The sequence below is a fragment of the Bdellovibrio bacteriovorus genome, assembly GCF_025558485.1.
In the GTDB taxonomy this organism is placed as follows: domain Bacteria; phylum Bdellovibrionota; class Bdellovibrionia; order Bdellovibrionales; family Bdellovibrionaceae; genus Bdellovibrio; species Bdellovibrio bacteriovorus_G.
In genome coordinates, this window is sequence record NZ_CP102930.1 from 773,513 (window position 1) to 798,193 (window position 24,681).

The following is a 24,681-nucleotide window of genomic DNA, read 5'->3' on the forward strand; positions in this document are numbered from 1 at the left end:
ACTCCTTAGTACATACTGAGGAGTTCATGAAGACGCAGGGGAAGATCTGGATTATCTATGATGCCGAAACCAAGACACAGACAAAGCCTATGTCTGTGGTTCAGGCACAGGTGACGATTCTTTCCATCGCCGTCGAAAATCATACAAAATTCTTCCTGTGGACACCCGGCTGGGAAGGCTGGCTTTCCATCAAGGACTTCCTTGAATCAGATCAGACTTACTTCGTGATTGTTCAACCGCCAAAGCCAGGGGACATACCGGGCCTGCCGGGCGAAGATCAGGAACACACTTTGACTGCAACCAAGAATGCCCCGGCTACCAAGGGCGACAGTCAATATACACAAGTGGTAGTGGGCGACATGCCTTTAAAACATCGTGAAGTCGGAGGCTACCATGCCAAGGATTTCAACGGCGACGATCTGGATCTGAACAAAATCAAAAAAGACAAATCCGAAATGCCCAAGCCGAAGAAAGTCGCTCAGGCAGAAGCGGACGTCGTTCCCGTGGCCGCAGCCAAGGCCGAACCCAAAGGTTCTGACCGTCGTCGCGATCCCCGTCACAATTTCAAAATCGAAGTTGTGCTGGTTTCCAAAGTCCGTTCATTCAGAACTTATTCCAAGGATATTTCCCTAAGCGGAACAATGCTTGAGGATGAAATCCCCAAAGACTTCCTAAATAAACCGTTTGATTTGATTATCGTAAATCCTTTTGAGCCGGACCCGGCCAAAGCTCGTCTGCTTTTCAGAGCAAAAATCGTGGGTGATCTGACAGATCCACGCCGTCTGATGTTTATCGAGCAGGACGTCGCCATGACCTTGCGTCTGGATGCCTTGCTGAAGGCCTACGTCGCCTATCAAGATCAGGTTCGTAAAAACGCCGGATAATCTTCACCCATCAAAATTCAATTTCCAAAAGAGGATTCTGTGAATCCCCACTCTCGACTTTTGTCGGATTTCTTACCGCTATGTTTTGTTCATTTCATATTTGAATAAGAAGCATTCCAGAGATTTTATTATATTAAAGTATCTTAACGGTACATTTAGACTAGTTTTCTTCAAAAACAATCAAGGACTCTTAACAATCACCGATATCTTATTTTGAGAACTCGGCAAGGAGAGCCCATGAGTCACTTGAGAAACGTTGTAGCTATTGGAGTCGCGGCAAACCTTCTGACTGCCTGTCAGCCACAGGTTGAAGAAGCAGCCAAGCCCCGCTATTTGTATGTGGCCAGTGGTCTTTGCTATTCCGGGACAGGTAATACAACTTATTCTGCAACAACGTCTTCCAATGTTATCTTCCGCTTGAATCTGGAAACAGCTCAATACGAAGGACGAGTCGCCGATTTTACAACTGGTTTTGATGCCCCCGGCACAACCCCGGTGGGAATTTCTGACTATGATTCCGAGCATCTTCTGGTTCTGCTGGAACATACAGGTCAGCGCCGAATAGAGCTAATCAAGAAAGCTCTTTCCGGTGAAAGACAGACTTATTATAACAACACTTCAACGGCGGCCCCCTTTGGCGCGTTACAATCGGCCGCCCGTTTTATTTTCAAAACAATTGATGGATTGCTAATCAGCCGCTCCACCGCGATTGAAAAACTTGATACTGGCAAAGCCCGCGAAACAGGCACTGGCACCAGTGCCTGGGTGCAGGGACCAGGTGGTGCATGCAGTCCATCGGTCACCAATATCACTTCATTGGCGACTTATCCTACAAGCTCCAACACTTTGGGGTACAACATCCTTTATACCCATTCCCAGAATGCCTCCAGCGCAAACAATCGACTGGGAATCATCAATGGCCAAACAGGTTGGAACGGCACCACGGGTTGCCTTGCCAGTCAGGCCGCTCCGGCTTTAACAGCTTATCCAACATCTTCCGTCTATATGACAGACACCGGTCGCGCCGTGGTCAGCTATGCCGGCACCAACGGATCCATGCAGAACTCCATTTATTCTTATGATATCGACGAAACAGCCAACACGATCAGCGATGAGGTGAAAGGTTACGAAGTTCCAAGCGTGATCTATGGGGCTTCGGCAATGACCTACGACCCGGCGACAAAGAGCCTGTATGTCGCCACCGGAGGTTCCATCGCCACGAACCTCACAACCGGCTCTATTCCGTACAACATTGAAAAATTCACCTTCAACGCCAGCACAAAGGAATTCACCCGCGTGGGCTCCACGTCCTTCTATCCGGGAAATCTGGAAACCCGCTGCATCTCATCTATGTTTATTGGAAATTAAAAACAGACACACCTTAAGGCGTTCCGATAATTTTCACACCCCAGCTATTCAATGTACCGGTGATATCATTGCTGGCCCCATCGTAAACTTTCAAAGTCCACGTGCCGTTGGATCGTTCATGGAAGAAAGCATTACTTAGGAAAATATCGTTATCGAACCCGGCAATTCCCGTCAGTGAATTGCGCATGTTCACAATCATGCTCTTGGTTCCGGATGGAGAAATCAGCTCGATCCCCAAATCCGCAATATTATTGTGAGAGATATTAATCTGCACCTGCACCGCTTCGATACGCAGGCTGGTCCCCACAGACAGCGTGCTGGAAATCCCCGCGGCATCATAGTCAGGAATTGCATTCGGGCTGGGACTGGAGTTCATCAAAAAGCCAATGACCGACGGTCCCGCTGTGTAAGGCGAACTGTAGTTTCTGGCCAATGCGACAGCGGCATCCACATTCACCCGGCCAAATCCAAACCAGTTGTGAAATTTAAACCCTGCCGCATTCGTAACCCAGGCATTTTCCCAAATAGCCCCCGTCGGAAGGCGCACATTCTTCGATGCATCACCCGGGTAATTATAGAAAGGATGTCTGGTCACATTCGACATATTCGGACTGACCTGCACAGCGGTCTTTGCCAAAATGTATTTAACATCTCTCCAGGTCAAATTCGGATTGGCCTCCAGAATCAAAGCAATGGCCCCGGCAAGAACAGGAGCCGCCGCAGAAGTTCCGTTAAAGGTCGTCGTATAGTTGCATTTGGAGTTTCCATCACTGCCGCGTTCAAATTCAACTTTCCCTGAATTCAAAGTCTGGGCATACCCTGCACTACAACCACTTCGGTCTGTAGTGATCATTGCCGGATAATCATCACCAAACTCCCCCCCAAAAGAGGACACCCACAAATTCGCCCCCGGTGAAGAATAAGAGGCCACTTCCCCCATTGAATTTAAAGCACCGGTCATCAGGGTGTAAGGCATATTGTTGTCAGGATCAAAGTTCGCATTACCAACACAGTAAGTGGTCGTCGAGTTGTGGCATTTGACTATAAAGTCATTGCCAGCGGATTTTACATAAATGGAGCCCTTGCCCGCGCGCCCATTGGTGACACCAGCAACCAGGGATGTGCCCCACACCGCCACTGGGACCGGAAGATTGTTCTGAGAACTGCCCCAGCTCATATTATAAATATCATATCCACCCGTGACCTGCTGACCAATACGCTCATCTAATTGCGCCACATTGCTGGAAAGAAGATTATAGGCAATCAACTTGGACTTATAGGCAATACCCTTGGTTCCCACGCCATTGCCACCCACCGCGGCGATCAGCCCTGCCACTGCCGTCCCGTGGTTATCATCAACAGAGTTCGGAGGAGCATTATTTGCACCTGTCGGAGTGGACAGATGGTAATTGATTGAAACACCATAAAGAAAGTTATCTTTAAGATCCTCGTGGGCATCCTGAATGCCATCATCAGAAACAACGATTTTTAAACCGGAACCTGAAAGACCCGATGTCCAGGCCTTCAGCATATTCAGATCAAACCCAACAACGCCACTGCCCGACGTTGCAAATACCGACTGCCCGGTATTATTGATATGCCAGGCATATCCCAGAAACGGATCATCGCCCTTTTGAATTTCGGCAACGGCAGCATCAAACCCCTGTTTTGAACAGTTGGTAAAAAGCAAACCGATGACGGCACCAACCATCAGCAACGGCAGATAGATTTTTGCTTTTCTTTTAAAACTTTTCATACTGCCTGCTTAAAATCTCCAAACGCACATCACTGATCCCGGGTTCACTGCCCAGTCGATCCTTCAAGGAAAACAAATCATAAGGCTGCTGTGCGGACGTCACGAAATAGGTGCGAATCTCCGGCAGCTGCCCGACGACTTTCAGATCGAAAGTCTCCAGCACGGGGTCAATTTCCGCACCCTCGCGTAAAGTGATCTGAACACTGCCCGTCACCACACCCGCAATATTTTTGCGCTCGTTATAGACAATCATCGGCTGGGCATTGGAATAATTTCTTTCATCAGGACGCAAGCCTTCTTGCGGCACCAGATAAAACCCGCTGACCTCAGCCACAGCGTCCGCGCGGGGACCGGCTGACTTCGGATAAGCTGTCATTCCCTCCCACACTTTCCAGGAGGTTCCTGAAAGCATGGAGGACTGGGCAAGTTGTCGGGAGGTCGGTGTCACTTTGTTTGCGACGGCTTTTTCTTGCGGCAAATGCAAACGACGGGCTTGCGCAGCGGTGTTGTCACCATGGGACGGAATTTCTGTGACCTGGGTCTTGTTTAAAGGCTTCGTCGCCAGCACGATTTCATCTTCACTTTGCGGATCAGACGACTCCACAACGGCGGCGGCTTCTTCCACAGATTCCGCAAACGTGGGCTCCTGATCCTTTTTAAAGAACAAGCTCAACGCCACCAAACCGGCGACAATAGCGATGAAGAGGTACGTGCTTTTACGTGTCATGAATCCTTTTAATTCTATCTGGAAAAATCAGCTTCGATCACTATTTTCTGCAAGAACTATTGGGAAAGTATGGAGACAGCGTGGAATCCCATTCCGAGACAAAACTTTGGTCTGTATAAAAAAGCCCCTGACGTTTCCGGCAGGGGCTTTGATTTTTAAAATCTATTTCGCAGGACTTATGGATTCAGCTTCAGCAGTGTTTCCACTGTTTTCTTCAGCTTTTCCACATCGAAAGGTTTTTTGATGTAGTCGTCAGCGCCCAGTTCAAATGCTTTTTTCATGTCCTCTTCAGAAGCTTTTCCAGACACAAACACCAATGGAATCTTTTTCAGATCACGGTGATCTTTCAGCAACTGCGCCAGTTCAAAACCATTCACCCACGGTAAACCCACGTCCATCAGAATCAAATCCACCGGATGATCATCAAGCACCGTGGAAAGCTCTGTTCCGTCAGCCGCAAGCTTCGTTACATAGCCTTCGCTTTCCAGAATTCTTTTCATCGCCAAACGCATTGTCTCGTCATCTTCAATAACCAGAATGATTTTGGGGTCGAGCTTTTTCTTCGCTTCACGGAATTGATCCAAAGGCACCACTTCCTGAGAAGCGATGCGGGCTTTGGTCATTTTCTCGATCTTTTCGATCAGATCCTTGGTGTTGATTCTTTTATCCTTCATACATTCCTTAGTGAGACTCTTGGGCTTCCAGCCATCTTTCTGCATCAATCGCAGCCATGCACCCTGTGCCTGCCGCCGTGATCGCCTGACGATACACATGATCTTGCACGTCTCCAGCCGCAAAGACACCTGGAATGTTAGTATAAGTGGTATTAGGCTGGGTGATCAAATAGCCTGTCTCATTCATATCCAGCATTCCCTTGAAAAGGTCTGTGTTGGGCTTATGGCCAATGGCCAGGAATAGACCGGTGATCGGAAGTTCTTTGACAGCACCATCGACAGTGCTCTTGATTTTCGCACCCGTCATGCTTTTTCCATCACCCAAAACCTCAGCCACTTCCGTGTTCCACAAAACTTCAATTTTTGGATTTTTCAATGCACGATCCACCATGATTTTGGAGGCACGGAAATGATCACGTCTGTGGATCAGATAAACCTTGGAAGCAAAACGAGTCAGAAACTGAGCTTCTTCCATCGCCGTGTCACCACCACCGACAACACCAATTTCCTGATTACGGAAAAACGCACCATCGCAAGTTGCACAAGCCGAAACCCCGCGATTCGCGTAGGTCTTTTCCGAAGGCAAGCCCAGATACTTTGCACTGGCACCCGTGGAAATGATGATGGATTTTGCCAAATGAAGCTTGTCACCGATCCATACCTTGAACGGACGCTGGGAAAAATCCACCTTCGTCACGTTACGGGTGATGAAACGCGTGCCAAATCTTTCTGCCTGTTTTCTCATAACAGTGATCAGATCCGGGCCTGTGATTCCGTGTTCAAATCCAGGAAAATTTTCAACTTCGGTTGTGGTCATTAACTGGCCACCGGCTTCTTCGCCCTCAATCATCAAAGGGTTCAGGTTTGCACGAGATGTATAAACAGCCGATGTCAGTCCCGCAGGACCGGAGCCGATGATAATGACATTTTCCACTTTTTGATCTTCAGTCATAGTTTTACCTCACAAATAGGTCGGGAATTACGCTCAAAGGCTATCAACAAATAGGACCCTTTTCATTAGTTCTTTGCACGTTTTGGGCTGCGTCAGCTACAATCGGCCTATGCCCCTGATTTCCTTTAAAAAGAACATTCACGCGCCTATTGAGGTTCCCTCGCAAACTGTCCTTATGACGGCCTTGCTTGATGCGGGACTTCCCGTGGCCTCCAGTTGTGATGGCGATGGCGTTTGCGCAAAGTGCAAAATCGTGATCGTTGAAGGAAAAGAAAATCTGACCTCCGAAAATGAAACCGAAAGCTTCCTGCGCGAAACCAACAACGTTCCCAAAGATGTCCGCATCAGCTGTCAGACACAAATTCTGGGCGACATCACCGTGGATGCCTCGTATTGGTAATTACAGGGTTCCTCCGGTTCTGTTTCAGACTGGAACTTCTCCTCAGATCACAACAAGATCTTTCCATCGAAAAAAGGTGTCTTACCCTCGTGTTTTCTATTTAGCAGCTCCAATGCCAAGCCGATAAAAATAAGACCTGGAGGAGTATGAATCATCTGTACGTACTGGTCCTCACACTATTCTGCTTCCATATAACGGGCTGTACAATAGACGCCCAACTGATTCGATTGGTCTCAAACGGCCAGCCCTCCCTCACCCCTCCCGGCGGAGACAATCCTGGGATTCCTGCCATTTCTTCCTTCAACGTTCGCGCAAACTATCCCGAAGGTGGTGCCGATGCCCGGCAGCTCATGATGACCAATGACGGTCATCTGGTTTTTTCCAGCAGGCTTGTGGACAATGTCTATTTTAAAAAGATAACCGCTCAAGGCGCAGCGGCACCTCTTCATAACGGCGAATCCCAGCGTGAAGAGGCTTATTTTTATCTGGTGCATTCAGCTTCCAACCAAGGGCGAACCCACATCCTGCGACTGGGAAACCATTACGACAGCGTTGCTCTTACCGATCATGTCGCACTTGAAAAGCTAAATAATCAGGGCCAACGGGATACCAGCTTTAATAACGGAGAAATTTTAAAGCTTTCCCTGGACCCCACCATCTACTTTGCACGGTGGATCGGAGTGGATTCCTCGGATCGAATATATATTGCCGGAGATTTCATTAACGGAAGTGTTCGCGATATTTTTGCCGCCAGATATCTGGCGGATGGAACCCCGGATACAACCTACGGGACCAATGGCATCGTTCAGACAGATTTTTTGACATCATCGGGTGAAGACCTTCAGGACTGTACCATACAGAGCAACCAAAAACTTGTGTGTGTCGGCGGAAGCAACAAGTCTGGTCGCAATTACTTCACAGTGGTTCGCTATAACTTGGACGGCTCTTTGGACTCTTCTTTTTCCGGGGACGGCATGCTTGCAGATTCCTTTCAGGGTGAGTTTGGACACTTTGACCGCCTGCACGCAGTCGTTGTCAATTCCGACGGCATTATCTATGGCCTGGGGCGTGGCGCTTACTCTGGCCCCTTCGTCATTGCCCTGAACAGCGATGGCACAAGGAACAACTCTTTTGCCACCAATGGGCTCTTGGCTTTGGGGGCAGACATTGCATACACCGATCACTTGGCCCTCACATCAGATGAAGAACTGATCGTTCTGGGCAGCGATGTCGGTGCTGATGACATTTTTTTACGCCTGATCAAGCTTTTTCCCGATGGCACTTTAGATGCAACCTTCGGCACAGCCGGTTTGTTAAAGCTGGATGACTTCAAGTTGCGTCACCCACAATCCACCCTTATCGCAACGGATCTGATCGTGGATGACACCGACAATATCTATGTTTATGGCAACAGTTTTAGCACCACCAGTTCATCAAGTTTGTTTATTCTTAAGCTTCAGCCCGATGGCAGTCCGGATGGCAACTTTGCCTCTGCCGGTGTTCTATGGCCAAAAATTTTGGTTTCTTCTGACGAGGAAATCAAACGATCCTTGCAAGACGACGACAATGTCTTCATTTTAGGAACCATGTTCCAAGAGCGTGCGCTGTTTCTTTCCAAAGAACATAATGGCTCTTTAGAAAGCTCTTTCGGGATGCAGGGGCACTTCAGTTACTACGGAAATAACTATGAATTTATAGAAGATGCCAACTTTGTCGCAAGCCCTTCCGGTGGTCTCTACATTTCCATGTTAGTTGGAAACGAGGCCACATATACCTCTGAAAACCGTATTCTTAAAGTCACAGACTCAGGGGCTTTAGACACCTCTTTCAATGGCACGGGTATAGTGACAGTTCCATCCCCTGAAGCCCTGTCCATGGGGATTGTCGCCTCTGATACCGCAGGCAATTTTTTTGTTCTAAGCCAGCTATGGGGCGGAGCTGACGCCGACAAGCTGCTGATTACAAAATTCACCAGCGCCGGTGTTCTGGATGCCACATTCGGAAGTGACGGCCAGCTTATTACATCTTTGGAAATGTGGCCTCTGGCTGCCACCTTTGTAAATGGTCATCTGCTGGTGGCGGGAAACAGTTACGATGATGTCTATGCCATCCGCTTCTTAAGTGACGGCACGCTGGATTTATCTTTCAACGGCACAGGTTATACGACCTTCGGCATGACATCTGAAAACGAGTTCATGTCAATCCATCTGGATTCCGCACAAAATATTTCTTTGTTCTATGCAACCTACAATGCCGAAGAAAAATACATTCTTAAAATGGACAAGGACGGCACCATTGACACGAACTGGGGTTCGGGCGGGTCGCTTGCTGTGGCGGTTCCCACTCTGACCATGTTGACGGCGCTGGCTCAGGACTCTCTGGGGCGCTGGCTTTTGGCGGGGTCTGAAGACTACGCAAAAGGGGTCATCGTCAGACTTAATTCCGACGGAAGCATCGACACCTCGTTCGCCAATGCGGGCTACCTGATGGATGCAGAATTTCTGCGCTTTAAATTCATAGTTCCGCTTGCACAGGACGGCATTTTGGTGACTGGCGAAAAGCCCTCCGGCGGCAGCGCCACCGATGCGGTGGTGGTTCGCTATGACAAAGATGGAAACAGATAACCCAGCTAACTACAGATCACGTTTTTTAAAAGGCATTCCCGGATCGTCAGGCTCGTGATCCAGGCGATCCAACCGCCGTGCCTCTGTGGGTTTGGGTAAAGCACAACGCTCCCCTTCAATATAGGAAAGTCGTGCCCGTGATCCCACGCTCTTTTGACTGCGGCTGTAGCAGGGAAGCGCGGAACTGCGCATGGTGGACACCGACTCTTCCGCCGGAATCACATAATCAGAGCCTTTGGTAATTGCCGCCAAGGTTGCATCCGGGGCCAGCGCCAGCCCCAAGCTCAGGCCGAACAGTAAAGCAAATGCTTTCATATAGCCCCCTTTGACCGAGGCCTATAGTGTAGTCTTTTATATTAAAAAAGTCCGAAACCTGTCAGATGACGCTGGACCCGGCCCCGGGAAGGCGCGGCCGTGTAATTCTAGACAGTGCGATTATTTCTTAGGCGGACAAAATTGATCTTGATGCCTTCACGCAGGAAGATCTTTTCAAAAGCCGTTTCAAAGTTCTGATCTTTCATTTCTGAATTGTGCAGATCCTGAGTTTCAAAAACAATTTCATACGGAGACTGACGAATTTCATCCATCGCCCACAGGAAATACACCAAAGAATCCGTTTTAAAGTTGATATAAGACCCCGGCTTTTGCAGACGGTACAAAATTTCCAAATTCTGTTTGCAGACAAAACGGTTTTTCGGCTTCTTCGGGGAAGTCCACGGATCTGGGAAGTGAATATACACGTTATCAATTTCATTTTCTTCAAACAGCTCGTCAATATTGAAGGCATGAAAACGCGTGATCGCCGCGTTATTGCAACCGGCATTCAATGCACGACGGATTGTCTGAATCAATGGCTTGTACTTCAGCTCCAGCCCCACCAACAAACGATCAGGATGGGTTTTTGCGTGATGAGCAAAATACGTCCCGTTCCCAGTGCCCACCTCCACATCCATAGGCATTTTGGCATCCGCTTTAAAAACATCTGAGCGCCATTTGCCTTTGTTTAGCGGCGCACGCAGCTCATCAAAAGCCACATGGGAATATTCCCCATTCAAGGCTAATGTGTAGGCATTCTGGTTTGGAAGGTCTTTAGTGATATTAATTTGTCTTCTTGGAGCCTGAGTCGTCATGGGTCCCTTGATTAGTCGGACCCGGGTCATCGGTCAAGCTTTTCACAGAGAACTCCGGCAAGGACTGGAATGACTGCAAACGAATCGGGCACTGGGCCACATCACACTGAACACAAAAGGATTTTTTACAAGGGTCCAAATGAAAAGCCAGCTCGCCGTCAAACTCATAATCTTTTACCACGCGAGCTTCAAACCCCTGAGTCATCTCGTGAATCTGAGCCACATCCCAATACTCCGGAACCACCATGTGTGCATCCACGTGATGGAAACGCCCCGAGCGAATCACACGCAGATGGTGAATATCAATAATTCCCGGAACACGATTTTTGCGCAAGGCCTGCGCCAGAAGCTCCAAAGACCCCAAATCCTGGGCATCCAGCAAGCCGCCCAGTGATTCGCGCACAATCTGAAAACCCGAATAGGCCAACTGCAACCCCACGGCAATCGCAATCACCGGGTCCAGCCACTCGATTCCGGTCAACAGCACCAGCCCCAGACCAACCATCACTCCCACCGTGGTCCACACGTCCGATAAAACGTGAGCCCCACTGGCTTTTAAAGCATCGGACCGGTGACGAGCCCCCACCGTCTTTAAATAAAGCCCCAGAATTAAATTCAGAACTGCGGCCCCGGCCACGATCAACAAACCCGTTTCCAGCTTTTGCGGTGGTTCATGGAAAAGCAGCGCCTTCGCACTTTCGCCGATAATCATGATCGCAGCAAAAAAGATCATGCCCCCTTCAAAAGCTGAAGAGAAAAATTCCGCCTTGCCGTGACCATAAGGATGATCCTCGTCTGCTGGTTGAGCGGCAAAACGAATCACAAAAAGAGCCACCCCGGCGGCAATAACATTCACGATACTTTCCAAGGCATCGGAAAGCACGGCCGCAGAACCGGTCACTTTATATGCGGTGATCTTCAAGGCAAAAATCAAAACACTTGCAATCGCTGAAACCCAGGCGGCACGTGAACGGATTTTGTCTGAAGGATTAGAAGCTGTCTTTTGCATATAAGAGGGTTTTCGTAGATCCCCCCGGGAAGGTCAATAGATATTAGCCTGCGGCCTTACGACGTTTCATGGCGGCAGCAGACTTCAGCTCCACCACCGGAGCCGTTTCCGGCTTGTAGAACGCCACACGGTTTCTGCCCGCATGTTTGGATTCATAAAGCGCATGGTCGGCACGACGAACCAGCTCACGGGCGCTGATATTTTCACCCGGAATCGTAATGGCAAACCCCAGTGACGCTGTCAACTTCATGGAGTCTTCCCCATTACGGAAGGTTGTCTTTTCAATGTTCTCACGCAGGCGTTCGCAGAAATACATCGCACCAGCATGATTGGTTTCTGTCAAAACCATCAGAAACTCGTCACCACCATAGCGTGCTGGAATGTCGATATTACGGGTATTGGCACGAATGATCTTGCCCACTTCGGACAGCACATAGCTTCCGAACAAGTGGTCATGACCGTCATTCACAGTTTTGAAATAATCCATGTCCATCATCACGACACAGACATCACGATGGAAGCGGCGTCCACGCTCCATCTCGAAGTCCAGACGTTGATACAGCGAACGCATGTTATACAGACCCGTCAGATCATCCGTATCAACAAGCTCTTTCAGCTTTTCATTGGCAAACAGAAGTTGTTCATGCAAGTCACGAATACGCAACTGAGAACGAATGCGCGCTAAAAGCTCCAACGGCACAAAGGGCTTTACAATGTAGTCATCGGCTCCAGAGTCCAGAGCCTCGATGATCGCCTCGGTACTGGAATTTTCTGACACGAACACGCAGGAAACGTGAGACAGGCGCTCACGCACGGATTTCAAAACCCGCAAACCCGCCATGGACGGCGCCATCCAGTCAAGAATCACAATGTGAGGAATCCAGGATTCGATCAGCTTGTGCGCTTCAGCTTCGGTCGTGACACCACGAGCGTCATAGCCTTCCCAACGCAAAGGCTCCAGGAGAATCTCCAGGCTGTCTTTGTCATCGTCGATCACCAGGATACGGCGACTTTTAGGTTGTTTAGGGCTGACTTCAAAACTCATCTACATACCAGTGTAACGTTTGAGATACTGATCGGTTAATTCTGGGAATTATTTAGACGATTTTCTAATCATTAGACCAGAGGCGGACTTCGGTCGAGTCCGGGTCGGAGAAGGGCTGTGGGAGGGGCTCCGGCGCTTCGGACAGTCCTCGCTCGTTGCGCTTTCAGAACTTCGAGATGGCTCTGGGCTCGTTGTTGGGTCCTCGTCGGTTAGATGGTCTGGCTTTACTGCGGAACTTGCGGCGGAGCCCCTCCCACAGCCCTTCTCCGGCGCGGCGACCTTGTTTGTTACATTGACTTAAGGCTGGGTGGGATTCTTACATTTTCTGTGATTTTCCTGGCTGTTTTTTACGCGGGACTCAGAGGGCTTATTCGTTGAATTGTCTTGGGATTTTCGTTATTTATGGTTGTGGTGTTTTTCTTTGAATTTTGAAGGATGTTTTTATGAGTTTGAACTTCACCGAATACGAAGCAAAGTGGCAGAAAAAATGGGCTGATGCGAAGGCGTTTCAGGCTGAGACAACCAGTTCCAAACCCAAGTACTATGCGTTGGATATGTTCCCTTATCCTTCCGCTTCAGGACTGCATATTGGTCACATGGCTTCTTATACTCCGGGGGATATTATTTCCCGTTACAAGCGTGCGAACGGGTTCAATGTTCTTCATCCCATGGGCTATGACGCCTTTGGCTTGCCTGCGGAACAGTATGCAATTCAAACCGGTGTTCACCCTGCAATCACCACCCGCAAAGCCATTGAAAGCTTCCGTAAAACTTTGCAGTCTTTCGGTTTCAGCTTTGACTGGAGTCGCGAAATTTCCACTTGTGAACCCGACTACTACAAATGGACTCAGTTTATTTTCCTGAAGCTTTACGAACGTGGACTGGCTTATCAAAAAGAAGTTCCGGTGAACTGGTGCCCGGCTTTGAAAACTGTTTTGGCCAACGACGAGGTTGTCGATGGCAAATCCGAGCGTGGCGGTCACCCGGTGATCCGCGTTCCGATGAAACAATGGATGCTGAAGATCACCGACTATGCCGAGCGTCTTTTGAATGATCTGGACAACTTGGACTGGCCGGAAAGAACCAAGGAAGGTCAACGCAACTGGATTGGCAAATCCGAAGGTGCGCGTGTGACGTTCCAGGTTTCAGAAGATCCGGAATCATTTGAAGTCTTCACCACCCGTCCAGACACCCTGTACGGTGTGACTTTCATGGTGATGGCGCCGGAACATCCCCTGGTGAAAAAGATCACTTCCCAGCCTCAGTACGCAGCCGTGGAGAATTATATTGCCGACACCGCCAAAAAATCTGAAGTGGATCGCAAAGCCACGACTGAAAAAACCGGCGTCTTCACGGGAGCGCACGCCATTCATCCGATCACAGGTGATAAGATTGAAATTTGGATTGCTGACTATGTTCTGATGGATTACGGCACCGGCGCCATCATGGCGGTTCCAGGTCACGACGCCCGTGACTTTGAATTTGCGACAAAATTCAATATCCCAATCAAATCAGTTCTGGAAAGTGACCAGCTGCCATTTGAAGGTGACAGCGTCATGATCAACTCTGAATTCCTGAACGGTCTGAATAAAAAAGACGCGATCAAGAAAATGCTGGAATACCTTGAACAGAACAAACTGGGCGTTCGTGAAGTTCAGTACAAACTGCGTGACTGGTTATTCAGTCGTCAGCGCTACTGGGGTGAACCGTTTCCGATCGTTCACTTCGCTGACGGCTCCAAAGGTGTACCCCTGAATGAACTTCCGGTCATTTTGCCAGAAGTGGCGGACTATGAACCGGCGGACACCGGGGAAGCTCCGCTGGCACGCAATGCTGACTGGGTAAAATACATGGATGGCAACAAAGAAGGTCGTCGTGAAACCGACACCATGCCGGGGGCTGCGGGTTCTTCCTGGTACTTCCTGCGCTATATTGATCCTCGTAATAATGAGGCCCCTTTCAGTCCAGAGGCAGAAAAGTACTGGATGCCGGTGGATTTGTACGTCGGCGGTCCTGAGCATACTGTCGGGCATTTGCTGTATTCCCGTTTCTGGATGAAGGTTCTTTTCGACTGCGGCCTTGTAACCCACGATGAACCCTTCCAAAAACTGGCGCACCAAGGGATGATCCTGGGACCCGATGGTGAAAAAATGTCGAAATCCCGCGGAAATGTGATTTCTCCAGAAGAGATTGCCCGTTCCCACGGTGCCGATGCCCTGAGAACCTTTATCAGCTTTATGGGTCCGGTGGATAAGGACAAGCCTTGGGCTCCGACAGGAATTGATGGCGTCAGACGCTTCCTGGATCGTATCAGCCGCTTGGTTGTGAACGACGATGGTCAGCTGGTGACAACTCAGGATGCTTTGACTCCTGAGATTGAGAAATTAGTTCACAAAACGATTAAAAAAGTCACAGAAGACATCGAGTCCATGAGTTTCAACACAGCGATCAGCGCCATGATGATCCTTGTGAACGAGCTTTACCGCTCCGAATGCCGTTCGGTTTTGGCTCTGAAACCTCTGATTCAGATTCTGGCTCCGTTTGCCCCGCATTTGGCTGAAGAATTGTGGGAAAAAATGAATGGAGAGGGACTTTGCTCTTTGGCTCCATGGCCAAAATATGATAACACCCTGTGCGCTGACGACACTGTGACTATCGGCGTGCAAGTGAACGGAAAAATGCGCGGCACGATCGAAATTGGCGTGGCAGCTTCTGAACAAGAAGCCGTCGCGGCGGCAAAAGCCGTGGCCCAGGTGGCGTCCGTTCTTGGCGACAAAAATCCCGACAAGGTGATTTACAAAGCCGGGAAAATTTTGAATTTGATCGTAAAATAACTGGGTTCTTTTACCGAAAAGGACCCCTGAAAAACAACATGGGGTCCTTTATCCGGGCCCCCTAGTCGTGAGGGCCAAAAGAGATGTCTAATTGGAGTCCTGAAAAAAGCGCTGAGCTTTATGGGATCAACAACTGGGGCAACGGTTATTTCAGAATTAACAGCGCTGGCAATGTCGCTGTCACTCCTATGGGGGCTAACGGTCCAACAGTGGACCTGCATGAGCTGACCCAAGACCTTTTGGATCGCGGTATTCGCGTTCCTATCATGATTCGTTTTCCGGAAATTATTAAATCCCGTGTGGAGCTTTTGAACGGCTGCTTCCAAAAAGCATTTGCCGATCATGGCTACAAAGGCCAATACCGTGGCGTTTACCCAATCAAGGTGAACCAACAACGCCATCTGGTTCAGGAACTGGTGAAGTACGGTAAGGGTTACTCAATGGGCCTTGAAGCCGGCTCCAAACCAGAGCTTCTGGTGGTTCTGGCTTTGATGAACACCGAAGATGCCTTAATCATCTGCAACGGTTTCAAAGACTGGGAATACATCGAAACAGCGATCCTGTCCCAAAAACTGGGCCGCAACACCATCATCGTTGTGGATCGCAAAGAAGAACTAAAAATGATCGTGGACGTGGCGAAGAAGTTCAACACCCGTCCAAAAATTGGTTTCCGTGCGAAATTGAACACTCAAGGTGCGGGTAAGTGGGTTGATTCTTCCGGCGCTCGCTCCAAGTTCGGCCTGACTTCCACAGAAATCGTGGAAGGCGTTGAATTCCTGAAAAACGAAGGCATGCTGGATTGCCTGGAGCTTCTGCATTACCACATCGGCTCTCAGGTTCCTCAGATCCAGTCCATCAAGTCCTCTTTGAAAGAGGGCGCGCGCTTCTACACTGAACTGTACAAAATGGGCGCAGGCCTGAAGTACATCGACGTGGGCGGCGGCTTGGGTGTTGACTACGACGGTTCAGGCCACTCCGACAGCTCTGTGAACTACTCTGAGCAGGAATACGCCAACGACATCGTGTCTGTATTGCAGACTCTGTGTGATGAAAAAGGCATTCCTCATCCAAACATCGTGACCGAGTCCGGCCGCTTCCTGGTGGCTCACCACTCGGTTTTGGTATTCAACGTGATGGGTGTGAATGATCTTCACCGCCATGAACCGCCTCGTCCAGCGACGAAAACGGATCATTCCATCATGCAGGACATGCAGTACATCTTTGAAAAGGTGAACAAAGACAATATCAACGAATGCTTCAATGACCTTGAACAGGCCAAACAGGAAACCCTGCAACTGTTCACATACGGCGTTCTAAGTCTTGAGCAACGCGCATGGTGTGAATCCATGTACTTCGCTATCGCGACCAAGATGATCAAGCTGGCGCGCGCGACTCCGGATTGTGAAGATATCGTGGCAGCGCTGGGCAAAGAACTGTGTGACACTTACTTCTCTAACTTCTCTGTGTTCCAGTCCGTACCGGATTCCTGGGCCGTGGGTCAGTTGTTCCCGGTGATCCCTATTCACCGCTTGGGTGAAGAGCCAAAGCGTGAAGCCACACTGGCGGATTTGACTTGTGACTCTGACGGTGTGATCGAAAAGTTCATCGACACAGCTTCCGGCGAACCGAAAGAAACCATTCGCTTGCATCAGTTCACCGAGGGTCAGCAGTATTACTTGGGCGTGTTCCTGACCGGTGCTTACCAGGAAATCCTGGGCGATTTGCATAACTTGTTTGGGGATACTGATGCGGTTCACATCTCTTTGAATGGCGTGGGTTACACTATTGACCACTACGTTCCTGGTGACACAGTGACTGAGGTTCTGTCTTACGTTCAGTACGGCCGTTCTGAAATGGTCGACAGCGTTCGTCAGGCCACTGAAGAAAGTATCCAAAAAGGCTCTATCACCAAGCAGGAAGCCAAGCTTCTTATCAAGCATTACGAAGAAGGTCTTTCCGGTTACACGTACCTTGAAGAGGCCGAGTAAGAAATCCTTTAAGTTCCACATAAAAAGGGCTTCGCAAGAAGCCCTTTTTATTTTCCTGCCCCCATCTGGAAGTTTTATAAAACCACTTCCTCAACAGCAGACTGTGACACTTTCGGTCTGCCACAGCCGCCGTAAGTGGCCGTAGTGACTTTGTCGGAAGAACGAAGCACAACACTCCGTCACGAGTGAAGGATTCCTCGAACTCGCGATCCACTTGGGACGCCCCATTTTCAAACTGACTGTGGGTGCTGACCGACTGAATGTGGCGCACGCCCCGCGGGCTCCACACATCAACATCCGTATCCACCACAGAGATAACCACACCCTTTTCTTCTTCACGAGTGCTGATAAAACTCACCACCCCTTTAATTTCACGACAGAAGTATTCATAGCGGATCTCGCGACGAAGTTCAGAGTCCTCGACAGTCTTTTGACTGACACAAGGGCCTCTGGGCAAAAGCAGGCTTTGATCTGAAACAAAGGATAAAGTCAGCAGTGGGTTCAGTAAACGTCACCGGCGATTTACAGGAGCTTAAAGACACGAGTAAAAGACAGCTCAGCAGACCGGACGATAATTTTCTGGATAACATAGAATCCCCCCGCACAACTTGTGCGCCTGATGATTCCAGATTAGGGGGAAAGTGTTGAGGGACTATGCAAGTCCCTCAATAAGGAATTTATTCTCGTTCTGATTACTTGATCGTTGCCATCAAAGAGCTGCTGGACTTCATTTTCGCCGGAATAATCACCGCCGGACAGCGGGCATGCCCTTTTCGGGACTTATAAGCCATGCGATCTTCAGACTGTTTACGCGTAAAGCGGTATCCTTCCTCAACCTTGGCAAAGGTATAAGAAGTCACTTTATCCAAACGCAAGGTCTTCTTGCTTGTAGAATAAGGCTGACAGTTAAAATCATATTTGGTGTCCTGATATTGGACTGTGGAATAAGTGTGGGCTGTGAATTCAACAGTGCCATCAGCCAGAATGCGACCTTTTTCCTGCCCCTGAGCATCCACCAATGAACCTCCCTGAACTTTCAAGGACACTGGCAGATCATTCCAACCACCCAAGCGGTTGCAGTCATAGAAAGAAAAATCCAAATCGACCTTTTCAGCGGACTGGTGATAATTCAAAGCCACCGTGCACTTCAGGTCCATATATTCGTAACTGCCATCTAGACGCTCATAAGAAGCTGTCATAGGACCGGCGCCCTTCAACTCTCCCAACACCTGAGCGTGGGAAATAGAAAACCCCAGGGCCACTAAAATAAAAGCCATGTATTTCATCGAAAACTCCTTTGGAAAGGGATATGGATGCACCTTTTCCCAAAAAAAATGGGTGAACTTTCGTTCACCCACATAATCAAATATGTTTTTATTTTGCACCAAAAATACGGCTGTTTTGCCTTACATTTTTGAATCGAAGGCATCGCGGACTGCGAAACCGATATTAATCAACAAGGTCAGAGTCAATACGATGGCAACCATCGGACCCCAAACGATCCACTCTGCAATCGTGAACCATTTTTGCGCCTGAGCCAGCAGCTCGCCCCAGCTTGGAGTCGGTGGACGAAGCCCCAATCCCAGATAATCCAGGAAGGACAACGTATTCACACCACCCGCAATAAAGAACGGTGCGAAAGTCACAATCGGTGTCAAACCATTCGGAAGAATGTGCTTACCGATAATACGCTTGTGGTCCGCTCCGATAGCACGGGCCGCCTCAACGTATTCACGCTTTCTTAAAGAAAGGAACTGGGCACGCATATAAGCGGAAATCCCTGTCCAACTGAAGATCGAGAAGAACACAACCAACAACGGCAGGCTTGGGTTGAAGATCGAAATTACCGTGATCAACACGAACAGGATCGGAATACTTTCCACAACCTCAACAATGCGCTGACCGAACAAATCGGCCTTTCCACCCAGATAACCCATCAGGGCACCCATCGTGATACCGATAGCATAAGTCACGATCCAGCATCCAATAGAGAACAACATCGTATAACGGAAGCCGTACAGCAGACGGGTCAAAACGTCACGACCACTTTCATCTGTTCCGATCCAGTTGATTTTAGTCGGAGGGGACGGATAAGTATCCACGAACTTATTCGCCTCATAAGGGTCCCACTGCACCAGTGGCCAAATAGCCCAGTCACCCTCTTTCATTTCAAGCTCGCGATAGTCCATCACAAAGATGTCGTCACGACCAAATGCAGTCGGGTGATATTCTTTGATAAGCGGGAAATACAACTTCCCCTGATAGCTTAATACATGGGGATGGTTATTCGCCCAAAGTTCTGCCGTGAAGCTCACGAAGAACATCGCCATCAAAATCCAGAAAGAGACAACAGCCACGCGATCGCGCTTAAATCGCTTATATCTCTTCAACGTCAATTCATTGCGAATAAGATATTTTTCGATCATTTGAAGTCAATCCTTGGATCAATAAGAACGTAAATGATGTCGCTGAAAATACGACCCATCATCAACAACATGGAAGAGATAAAGGTCAGACCCATGATCACGTTATAGTCACGGGACAATACGGACTGGTAGCCCAGCAAACCAATACCATCCAGATTGAACATCTGTTCGATAATCAAAGACCCCGCCAGGAAGGCACCAAAGAAGCCACCCAAGCCTGTTGCAATCGGGATCAGGGCATTACGAAGAGCATGCTTAAAGACAACCACTCTTTCAGAAAGACCCTTGGCACGGGCAGTACGGACGAAGTCGGACTTAACCACGTCCAACATGGAGTTTCTCATCAATGTGGAAAGCTCTGTAAAGCCACCGATCATGTAACAGATCAAAGGCAAAACAAAGTGGTGGGCACGGTCCACGATCTTACCCCAGGTGGTCAGAGATTCGTAATCGTCAGAATGTAAGCCCCCCAATGGGAACAAATTCAATTTACCCGCCAGAACAACGATCAGGAAAATACCCAAAACGATAGGCGGAATGGAGTACGTCAGATTCAGGGTGATGGTCGTCCAGCGGTCAAAAGCACCACCGGCCTTGATGGCCTTACGAACACCCAAAGGGATACAGACAAGATAAGTCAGGATCAAAGAGGCAATACCGAACTGTAAAGAAACCGGGAACTTACTTTTGATAACGTCGATAACCGGTTCCTGATAGGTAAAGCTTTCACCGAAGTCCATGCGAACCAGATTTTTAACCCAGATAAAGTAACGAACGTGGATGGGCTTATCGAAACCGTACTGCTTTTTCAGCGCTTCGATAACTTCCTCATTTACGGAGGTGTCCCCACGGGTGTTGATCCCGCCACCGCCTCCACCGCCCCCACCAGCAGCGCCAAAACGGATGGCCTGAAGTTTCTGCTCAATAGGGCTTCCCGGAGCGAGGTTAATCAACGCAAAGGTGACGATGGTAATCCCGAAGAACGTCGGGATCATCAATAACAATCGGCGAATCAGGTAAACGATCAAAGCCTTACTCCCACAATATGCATTCGATTACAGAAAAGACAGTTACGCTGTATAACTAATTTCAATGAGGCGCAAGAAAGAAGGCGCCCAATGTGCGCCTTCTGGTAAAAAATTAATATGATTCTGCTAGGGCAGGCTATTTAGCCTGCAACCACCAGTAGTCTCTACCGACCTCATATTTGAAGGTCTCTGCAGGTTTACCCATACGAGACGAGTTTGCATAAAATGCATACTTGTCGTTGAACAGGAACGCATATGGAGCATCTTCAGCGATTTTCGCGTAAACCTTTTTAAGTGCAGCAACACGTTTTGCTTTATTTGGCTCAACACGCGCCTGGTCGATCAGCTTATCCACTTCAGGGTTTTTGTAAGCGATGAAGTTGGAACCACCGGCAACCGCACTTGCAGAGTGCCAGATCTGTTTAGGGTCCGGATCTACAGAACCGCCACCCCAAGCCATCGTCACAGCGTCGAAGTTACCTTCGTCAACCAGCTTCAGGAAGGAATTCCATTCCAAGTATTTCAAGTCCATGTCGATACCCGCTTTTTTCAGGTCTTCACGGTACATTGTGTAGTATTTCTCAGTGTCTTTGGATGGGTAGATCAAAGTGAATTTGAATTCAACTTTCTTGCCGTTAACTTCTTTTTCAAGAACACCGTTTTTGTCTTTGTCAGTCCAGCCGGCTTTAGCCAACAAGTCCTGAGCTTTTTTCGGGCTGAATTCCAAAGCTTTGTTGCCTGGGTTGTATTCAGAACGAAGATAGATTGCACCGTTGGCAAGGTCAGACATGCCATAACGGAATTTTTTGTTCATCTCTTCACGGTTCAACAAGTGAGCCAATGCGATACGAACATTCTTGTCCTGGAACAATTCTTTGCGGAAGTTCCAGCCGATGAAGCCGTAAGATTTCGGTGCGCTGTTTTCAACTTTGTTTTTGATGATTGTTTTGCCCCAAGGAGCGCCAACCGCTTTTTTCATGAACGCTTCAACACGAAGATCAAGGTAATCAAGCTCACCTTTTTTCGCGCGCTCAAGCTCTACGTTTTCATCTTTGTAGAAACGCATTGTGATTGTGTCGAAGTTGTACATACCAGCGTATGCAACGTCTTTGTTGCCGTACCATTTATCAAATTTTTTCAAAGTGATAAGCTGACCACGGTCAAACTTGGAAAGAGCGTAAGGACCCGCGCAGATAAGCTGACGGTTCATTTTTTTGGACTTTTCGATATCGCTGTAAACTTTCTTAGGGATTACAGTCAAAGTCGCCGCAGATTCAAAGTTGTTGAAGTACAGGTCACGTGCCGTGAAACGGATTGTGTGAGCGTCGATGACTTCAGCTTTTGTCAAACCTTCGTAGTACGGACGCAAGTGAGCCGCTTCGTACTTAGGTTCAAAGATCGCGTCGAAAGAGAACTTCACGTCGTCAGCCGTTACTGGCGTGCCGTCGTGGAAAACTGCGTCTTTGCGCAGGTGGAATGTGAAGACTTTGTTGTCCTTGGAGATATCCCACTTTTCAGCAAGACGTGGCTTCCAGTCATAAGTTTCACTGTCACGAGTCGCCATGCCGTCACACACGTAGTTTTGAACATAACGTGAGTAAGCGTCAGTTGCCGTGATAGGGTGAACCGTAGGAGGCTCGCCGCCAAGATTGAAAACGAAATTTCCGCCTTTTGGTGCATTCGCATTTGGTGCGGCTGCAAAAGCGGGAGCTGTCAAAGCTGAGCTCAGTGCAAGAGCCAGGAGTCCCTTCATATTCATTGTGTATCCTCCAAGGAATTTCGCTGGGAATTTAAGTGGTTCCCAAAGTTGGGTTAAAATGGGTTATGCGACAAAAATAATCAAGTTATTGCTCGATTGACGCCGCGCTTAAATGCTATACCATTGGGGCTTATTTAAGGAGTAAAAAATGTCTGAAAAGACTGTGAAATTTGATCCCACAACTACCATCTCTGCCGAGTTCGGAATCTTCGGAATTCCGATGACGGAAGAAGAGTCCAAAGTCGTCCTGGTCCCGGTTCCCTGGGAAGTCACCACCTCTTACGGCGAAGGCGCCTCTCGCGGCCCAAAAATCATCCGCCAAGCCAGTGAACAGATTGATCTTTTCGATATCGAAGTGGGTAAAGCCTACGAAGTCGGTTACCACATGCGCGACTTCCCCGCAGACCTGTGCAACATGAACGACAAGTTCAAGGCCGTGGCTCAGGAACTGATCGAAATGCGAACAAATCTCAGCGAAGATGAAAGCAAAATGACCAAGCTGGCTGCTCAGGTCAACGAGGCCTGCGAAGAGATGAGCCAGTGGGTCTATGACCAGTGCTCTGACGTCCTGAAAAAGGGCAAGCTGCTGGGTCTGGTTGGTGGTGACCACTCCACTCCGCTGGGTGCCATCCGCGCGGTCAGCGACAAGTACAAGGGCGAGTTCGGGGTTCTGCACATCGATGCCCACGCCGATCTTCGCAAAGCTTATCAGGGCTTCAGACAATCCCACGCTTCCATCATGTACAACGTGATGACTGATGCTAAAAAGCCTCAGAAACTGGTGCAAGTCGGCATCCGTGACTTCTGCGAGGAAGAATACGACTTCAGCAATTCCCGCGAAGACATCAAGACTTTCTACGATCTGGAACTCAAGCGCCGCATGTTGAAAGGCGAAACCTGGGAACAGGTCTGCAAAGACATCATCAAAGAACTTCCGCAGAATGTTTATATCTCTTTCGATATCGACGGACTGGACCCGGCGTTCTGCCCTCACACGGGCACTCCGGTTCCTGGTGGGTTGAGTGTGGATCAGGTGTTCTTCCTGTTCCGTGAGGTTCATGCTTCCGGTCGCAAGATCGTGGCCTTTGATCTGAACGAAGTTTCAACCGGTGGACTTTCCGAAGAGGAAGTCGAGTGGGATGGCAACGTGGGCGCGCGCATTCTATACAAAATGTGCGGCTGGCTGGTGAAGAGCCATGCTTAAAGTTTACGAATATGCCAAGTGCTCGACCTGCGTGAAAGCTTTGAAGTTCCTTGACGGCAAAAAAGTCAAATACGACAAATTGCCGATCGTGGATAAAGCTCCGTCGCAAAAAGAACTGAAAGAAATGCTCGCCGCCATGAAAGAACGCGGCGGCAGTATTCGCAATCTCTTCAACACTTCGGGTGTGATGTACAAAGAGATGAAACTCAGTGAAAAACTTCCGTCCATGACAGAAGCTGAAGCGATCAACAACACTTCGGGTGTGATGTACAAAGAGATGAAACTCAGTGAAAAACTTCCGTCCATGACAGAAGCTGAAGCGATCAAACTGCTGTCTGAAAATGGCAAGCTGGTAAAGCGCCCGTTTGTTATTGGCGACAACATTCATCTGGTCGGATTCAAAGAAGACGACTGGAAAAAAGAATTCTAAAACAACAAAAGGGATTCAGCTTCTGAATCCCTTTTTTAATGATGAGGGCGATAACTTGGAGGACGTTTTTTATTCACTTCCTCTTCAAAGAATCCGTGCTTTTTAAAGCGCAGAATCATCAATGCACCCCCGAAACTTAAGGCCAGCACCAAAATCACGACTGACAGGCTGATCATACAAACCTCCTCTCATCGTTCCTTTATTCTGGCACAGAAAAACATGAGTCCCTAGCAAAGCTGTCCTCTTTAGTTTTTGTTTTTAAACAAATCGGAAATTCTTCGCATCCAACGCTTCACCGAACGACGCAAAGGTGTTGTTTCAGATACATCATCCAGATTTACCAGAACATGCAAAACCACGATCATCACCGTGACCACGGCCATAGAACCTGGAATAAGGGCTAATGCCGGTGACAAGCCTGACAGTTCTTCCTGCAGGATCTT

The 24,681-nt window shown here is 48.7% G+C and carries 23 protein-coding genes; 8 read left to right on the top strand and 15 right to left on the bottom strand.

All coding sequences use genetic code 11. The features are described from left to right. The first annotated feature begins 26 nt into the window (after positions 1-26). Positions 27-884, top strand: a complete 858-nt coding sequence (locus EZJ49_RS03925; RefSeq protein WP_262554531.1) for a PilZ domain-containing protein — start codon at positions 27-29, stop codon at positions 882-884. 237 nt (positions 885-1,121) lie between these two features. Beyond that, entirely contained in the window at positions 1,122-2,252 is a 1,131-nt protein-coding gene (locus tag EZJ49_RS03930; RefSeq protein WP_262554533.1) for a hypothetical protein, read from the top strand. A 13-nt stretch (positions 2,253-2,265) separates the two neighbouring features. On the opposite strand, the gene EZJ49_RS03935 is transcribed toward EZJ49_RS03930, so the two are convergent. From EZJ49_RS03935 to trxB, 4 genes are all read right to left on the bottom strand, one after another. Continuing rightward, the gene (locus EZJ49_RS03935; RefSeq protein ID WP_262554536.1) at positions 2,266-4,008 is read right to left on the bottom strand and encodes a S8 family peptidase; all 1,743 of its coding nucleotides are present in this window, start codon (positions 4,006-4,008) and stop codon (positions 2,266-2,268) included. After that, positions 3,995-4,735, bottom strand: coding sequence for a hypothetical protein (locus EZJ49_RS03940; RefSeq protein ID WP_262554538.1), 741 nt, complete (start codon positions 4,733-4,735; stop codon positions 3,995-3,997). Before EZJ49_RS03940 ends, EZJ49_RS03935 begins: the two co-directional genes overlap by 14 nt. A gap of 176 nt (positions 4,736-4,911) precedes the next feature. Then, positions 4,912-5,409, bottom strand: coding sequence for a response regulator (locus EZJ49_RS03945; RefSeq protein ID WP_262554540.1), 498 nt, complete (start codon positions 5,407-5,409; stop codon positions 4,912-4,914). Between the two features lie 7 nt (positions 5,410-5,416). Beyond that, the gene (gene trxB / locus EZJ49_RS03950) at positions 5,417-6,361 is read right to left on the bottom strand and encodes a thioredoxin-disulfide reductase (protein ID WP_262554542.1); all 945 of its coding nucleotides are present in this window, start codon (positions 6,359-6,361) and stop codon (positions 5,417-5,419) included. 109 nt (positions 6,362-6,470) lie between these two features. On the opposite strand from trxB, the gene EZJ49_RS03955 reads away from it, so the two are divergent. After that, entirely contained in the window at positions 6,471-6,761 is a 291-nt protein-coding gene (locus EZJ49_RS03955; protein WP_262554544.1) for a 2Fe-2S iron-sulfur cluster-binding protein, read from the top strand. 146 nt (positions 6,762-6,907) lie between these two features. Beyond that, entirely contained in the window at positions 6,908-9,385 is a 2,478-nt protein-coding gene (locus EZJ49_RS03960; RefSeq protein ID WP_262554545.1) for a delta-60 repeat domain-containing protein, read from the top strand. A gap of 9 nt (positions 9,386-9,394) precedes the next feature. Here the strand turns inward: EZJ49_RS03960 and EZJ49_RS03965 are convergent, their stop codons facing one another. From EZJ49_RS03965 to EZJ49_RS03980, 4 genes are all read right to left on the bottom strand, one after another. After that, complete coding sequence (locus EZJ49_RS03965; protein ID WP_262554547.1) at positions 9,395-9,700, bottom strand: hypothetical protein; 306 nt, start codon at positions 9,698-9,700, stop codon at positions 9,395-9,397. A 107-nt stretch (positions 9,701-9,807) separates the two neighbouring features. Continuing rightward, positions 9,808-10,515 carry a tRNA (guanosine(46)-N7)-methyltransferase TrmB gene (gene trmB, locus EZJ49_RS03970; RefSeq protein ID WP_262554549.1) on the bottom strand — a complete coding sequence of 236 codons (708 nt, stop codon included), beginning with the start codon at positions 10,513-10,515 and terminating at the stop codon, positions 9,808-9,810. Beyond that, complete coding sequence (locus tag EZJ49_RS03975; RefSeq protein WP_262554551.1) at positions 10,484-11,524, bottom strand: cation diffusion facilitator family transporter; 1,041 nt, start codon at positions 11,522-11,524, stop codon at positions 10,484-10,486. The genes trmB and EZJ49_RS03975 overlap by 32 nt, the downstream gene beginning before the upstream one ends. A gap of 43 nt (positions 11,525-11,567) precedes the next feature. Then, positions 11,568-12,569, bottom strand: a complete 1,002-nt coding sequence (locus tag EZJ49_RS03980; RefSeq protein WP_262554552.1) for a diguanylate cyclase — start codon at positions 12,567-12,569, stop codon at positions 11,568-11,570. 443 nt (positions 12,570-13,012) lie between these two features. Here EZJ49_RS03980 and leuS point away from each other — a divergent pair, with 443 nt between their 5' ends. Next, positions 13,013-15,403, top strand: coding sequence for a leucine--tRNA ligase (gene leuS, locus EZJ49_RS03985; RefSeq protein WP_262554553.1), 2,391 nt, complete (start codon positions 13,013-13,015; stop codon positions 15,401-15,403). A gap of 83 nt (positions 15,404-15,486) precedes the next feature. After that, positions 15,487-17,391 carry a biosynthetic arginine decarboxylase gene (gene speA / locus EZJ49_RS03990; RefSeq protein ID WP_262554555.1) on the top strand — a complete coding sequence of 635 codons (1,905 nt, stop codon included), beginning with the start codon at positions 15,487-15,489 and terminating at the stop codon, positions 17,389-17,391. Here speA and EZJ49_RS03995 read toward each other — a convergent pair. From EZJ49_RS03995 to EZJ49_RS04015, 5 genes are all read right to left on the bottom strand, one after another. Further along, positions 17,336-17,848 (bottom strand): hypothetical protein, encoded by a 513-nt coding sequence (locus tag EZJ49_RS03995; RefSeq protein WP_262554557.1) that lies wholly within the window; start codon positions 17,846-17,848, stop codon positions 17,336-17,338. The two genes, speA and EZJ49_RS03995, sit on opposite strands and share 56 nt — an antisense overlap. 235 nt (positions 17,849-18,083) lie before the next feature. Next, positions 18,084-18,677 carry a hypothetical protein gene (locus EZJ49_RS04000; protein ID WP_262554558.1) on the bottom strand — a complete coding sequence of 198 codons (594 nt, stop codon included), beginning with the start codon at positions 18,675-18,677 and terminating at the stop codon, positions 18,084-18,086. A 120-nt stretch (positions 18,678-18,797) separates the two neighbouring features. Then, entirely contained in the window at positions 18,798-19,817 is a 1,020-nt protein-coding gene (locus EZJ49_RS04005) for an ABC transporter permease subunit (RefSeq protein ID WP_262554559.1), read from the bottom strand. Next, positions 19,814-20,845, bottom strand: coding sequence for an ABC transporter permease subunit (locus EZJ49_RS04010; RefSeq protein WP_262554561.1), 1,032 nt, complete (start codon positions 20,843-20,845; stop codon positions 19,814-19,816). Before EZJ49_RS04010 ends, EZJ49_RS04005 begins: the two co-directional genes overlap by 4 nt. Positions 20,846-20,981: 136 nt before the next feature. Further along, positions 20,982-22,598, bottom strand: a complete 1,617-nt coding sequence (locus EZJ49_RS04015) for a peptide-binding protein (protein ID WP_262554562.1) — start codon at positions 22,596-22,598, stop codon at positions 20,982-20,984. 154 nt (positions 22,599-22,752) lie between these two features. Between EZJ49_RS04015 and EZJ49_RS04020 the strand changes: the two genes are divergently transcribed. Both EZJ49_RS04020 and EZJ49_RS04025 read left to right on the top strand, forming a co-directional pair. Further along, a complete protein-coding gene (locus EZJ49_RS04020) occupies positions 22,753-23,808 on the top strand; it encodes an agmatinase family protein (protein WP_262554564.1) in 1,056 nt (351 codons plus the stop codon). Beyond that, entirely contained in the window at positions 23,801-24,238 is a 438-nt protein-coding gene (locus tag EZJ49_RS04025) for an ArsC/Spx/MgsR family protein (RefSeq protein WP_262554565.1), read from the top strand. The genes EZJ49_RS04020 and EZJ49_RS04025 overlap by 8 nt, the downstream gene beginning before the upstream one ends. A 35-nt stretch (positions 24,239-24,273) precedes the next feature. Here the strand turns inward: EZJ49_RS04025 and EZJ49_RS04030 are convergent, their stop codons facing one another. Both EZJ49_RS04030 and EZJ49_RS04035 read right to left on the bottom strand, forming a co-directional pair. Continuing rightward, positions 24,274-24,414: a hypothetical protein gene (locus tag EZJ49_RS04030; protein ID WP_262554566.1), complete on the bottom strand. Its 141-nt coding sequence runs from the start codon at positions 24,412-24,414 to the stop codon at positions 24,274-24,276. 69 nt (positions 24,415-24,483) lie between these two features. Beyond that, a complete protein-coding gene (locus EZJ49_RS04035) occupies positions 24,484-24,654 on the bottom strand; it encodes a hypothetical protein (RefSeq protein WP_262554568.1) in 171 nt (56 codons plus the stop codon). Positions 24,655-24,681 lie beyond the last annotated feature (27 nt).

Excerpts from the sequence above, each read along its gene's own strand:
- EZJ49_RS03925 (WP_262554531.1), top strand. The coding sequence starts at position 27 with ATGAAGACGCAGGGGAAGATCTGGATTATCTATGATGCCGAAACCAAG.
- EZJ49_RS03930 (WP_262554533.1), top strand. The coding sequence starts at position 1,122 with ATGAGTCACTTGAGAAACGTTGTAGCTATTGGAGTCGCGGCAAACCTT.
- EZJ49_RS03935 (WP_262554536.1), bottom strand. The coding sequence starts at position 4,008 with ATGAAAAGTTTTAAAAGAAAAGCAAAAATCTATCTGCCGTTGCTGATG.
- EZJ49_RS03940 (WP_262554538.1), bottom strand. The coding sequence starts at position 4,735 with ATGACACGTAAAAGCACGTACCTCTTCATCGCTATTGTCGCCGGTTTG.
- EZJ49_RS03945 (WP_262554540.1), bottom strand. The coding sequence starts at position 5,409 with ATGAAGGATAAAAGAATCAACACCAAGGATCTGATCGAAAAGATCGAG.
- trxB (WP_262554542.1), bottom strand. The coding sequence starts at position 6,361 with ATGACTGAAGATCAAAAAGTGGAAAATGTCATTATCATCGGCTCCGGT.
- EZJ49_RS03955 (WP_262554544.1), top strand. The coding sequence starts at position 6,471 with ATGCCCCTGATTTCCTTTAAAAAGAACATTCACGCGCCTATTGAGGTT.
- EZJ49_RS03960 (WP_262554545.1), top strand. The coding sequence starts at position 6,908 with ATGAATCATCTGTACGTACTGGTCCTCACACTATTCTGCTTCCATATA.
- EZJ49_RS03965 (WP_262554547.1), bottom strand. The coding sequence starts at position 9,700 with ATGAAAGCATTTGCTTTACTGTTCGGCCTGAGCTTGGGGCTGGCGCTG.
- trmB (WP_262554549.1), bottom strand. The coding sequence starts at position 10,515 with ATGACGACTCAGGCTCCAAGAAGACAAATTAATATCACTAAAGACCTT.
- EZJ49_RS03975 (WP_262554551.1), bottom strand. The coding sequence starts at position 11,524 with ATGCAAAAGACAGCTTCTAATCCTTCAGACAAAATCCGTTCACGTGCC.
- EZJ49_RS03980 (WP_262554552.1), bottom strand. The coding sequence starts at position 12,569 with ATGAGTTTTGAAGTCAGCCCTAAACAACCTAAAAGTCGCCGTATCCTG.
- leuS (WP_262554553.1), top strand. The coding sequence starts at position 13,013 with ATGAGTTTGAACTTCACCGAATACGAAGCAAAGTGGCAGAAAAAATGG.
- speA (WP_262554555.1), top strand. The coding sequence starts at position 15,487 with ATGTCTAATTGGAGTCCTGAAAAAAGCGCTGAGCTTTATGGGATCAAC.
- EZJ49_RS04000 (WP_262554558.1), bottom strand. The coding sequence starts at position 18,677 with ATGAAATACATGGCTTTTATTTTAGTGGCCCTGGGGTTTTCTATTTCC.
- EZJ49_RS04005 (WP_262554559.1), bottom strand. The coding sequence starts at position 19,817 with ATGATCGAAAAATATCTTATTCGCAATGAATTGACGTTGAAGAGATAT.
- EZJ49_RS04015 (WP_262554562.1), bottom strand. The coding sequence starts at position 22,598 with ATGAAGGGACTCCTGGCTCTTGCACTGAGCTCAGCTTTGACAGCTCCC.
- EZJ49_RS04020 (WP_262554564.1), top strand. The coding sequence starts at position 22,753 with ATGTCTGAAAAGACTGTGAAATTTGATCCCACAACTACCATCTCTGCC.
- EZJ49_RS04025 (WP_262554565.1), top strand. The coding sequence starts at position 23,801 with ATGCTTAAAGTTTACGAATATGCCAAGTGCTCGACCTGCGTGAAAGCT.
- EZJ49_RS04030 (WP_262554566.1), bottom strand. The coding sequence starts at position 24,414 with ATGATCAGCCTGTCAGTCGTGATTTTGGTGCTGGCCTTAAGTTTCGGG.